This window comes from Sphingomonas sp. RB1R13, assembly GCF_036663775.1.
In the GTDB taxonomy this organism is placed as follows: Bacteria; Pseudomonadota; Alphaproteobacteria; order Sphingomonadales; family Sphingomonadaceae; genus Sphingomicrobium.
On record NZ_JAXOJM010000027.1, the window covers coordinates 1 to 1,455 of the forward strand.

Annotated in this window: 2 protein-coding genes; both read left to right on the forward strand. The window is 69.8% G+C overall.

Going from position 1 to position 1,455, the window contains the following annotated elements; all coding sequences use genetic code 11:
• A partial coding sequence (locus U1700_RS14490) for a murein hydrolase activator EnvC family protein (protein ID WP_332753399.1) occupies positions 1-954 on the forward strand: 954 nt, incomplete at its 5' end.
• Positions 955-1,173: 219 nt separating this feature from the next.
• Positions 1,174-1,455 (forward strand): retropepsin-like aspartic protease (locus U1700_RS14495; RefSeq protein ID WP_332753400.1); only part of this gene is annotated, 282 nt, incomplete at its 3' end.

The following is a 1,455-nucleotide window of genomic DNA, read 5'->3' on the forward strand; positions in this document are numbered from 1 at the left end:
AGGATCGACTTGGTCGCCAATGGCCAGTCGGCCCGCGCGCGCGTCGATCTAGTCGCCGGGCTGCTGGAGCGGCAACAGGCGAAGTTGGCCAGCGCGGAGGCACCGCTCGCGCATCTGCTGGCCGCGATGCAGAGCATGGCCGCGCGTCCCCCCGTGGCGGCGGTCGCGCAACCCGGCTCGGTCGCCGATCTGGCGCATGTCCGCGCGGTCTTCGCCACCGTCGCCCCCGTCATCGCCCAGCGTTCGGCGACCGTCCGCGCCGAACTGGCCGCCACCCGCCGCGTCCGGGCGCAAGTGACGGTGGCGGCGCGCGCGCTCGCGGCGACCACCACCAAGCTGGAGGGCGAACGTCAGGCGCTTGCCAGGCTGGAGGCCAGTCATCGCGGCCGGGCCGAGGCGCTGGGGCAGGTGGCGATCGACGAGTCCAACCGCGCGCTAGCGCTGGGCGAGGCAGCGCGCGACATCGTCGACCGCATGGCCGAACGCGGCGAGGCGCGGGCGACAGCGGGCGAACTCCTGGCGCTGCCCGGCCCCGTCTCGCGCCCGCTTGGGGCGGGCGTCATGGGACCGGCGATCGCGCCGGGCACCTATCGCCTGCCGGTGCAGGGCAAGGTGGCGGGCGGCTTCGGCGAGATTTCGGATTCGGGTGTTCGGGCGCGCGGCATCACCCTGTCGACGGTGCCCTACGCCCCGGTCGTCGCCCCGGCGGGCGGCGAGGTCCGCTATGCGGGTGCGTTTCGTGGCTATGGCGGGATCGTCATCCTGAATCACGGCACCGGCTGGACCAGCCTGGTGACGGGCCTGGGTGCCATCGCGGTCAAACCCGGTCAGCATGTCGCGGCGGGCGCGGTACTCGGCCGGGCAGGGCGGGGGCGCGGGGGCGTCGAGCCGCGCGTGACGGTAGAATTGCGCCGCGACGGGCGACCGATGGATATCGCCGCGATTTTGGGGTGAGGGGGGCTTTCGCCTTATCCCCTTCCCGCAAAAGATTTGGCGAGGCCAGATGACAAGAGGCTCTCAGGGCGTAAGCATTGGGCGCGGATATAGCGGAGCTACATAATGCCGGGACGAACTTCAGCCTATTGCTTGATGGCTATCCTGGCCACCCTCACGGCCATGCCGGTTCCCGCTCAAAAGCGACCGAGCACCCCGGTGCTCCCATCGGGACGTGGCGTGGCTTCGATCGATCCCGAAGCACAGAACAAGTGGATCGATATGGAGGGCGATGACGATGGCCTCGTCATCATCCCGATCGTGCTGAACGGTCACCGGCTTATGGCTGTGCTCGACACCGGGGCCCCGGAGACAACGCTGGACGCGAGGTGGGCAACGCGCCACGGCATGAAATATCAGCCCTATGGTCACGTTACTGCGATGGCAGGCAAGTCGGTGCAGACCGGGATCGCCCCCGTGGAAACCTTGCAGATAGGGGGCTTCCATCAGGCCGGGGGCGCG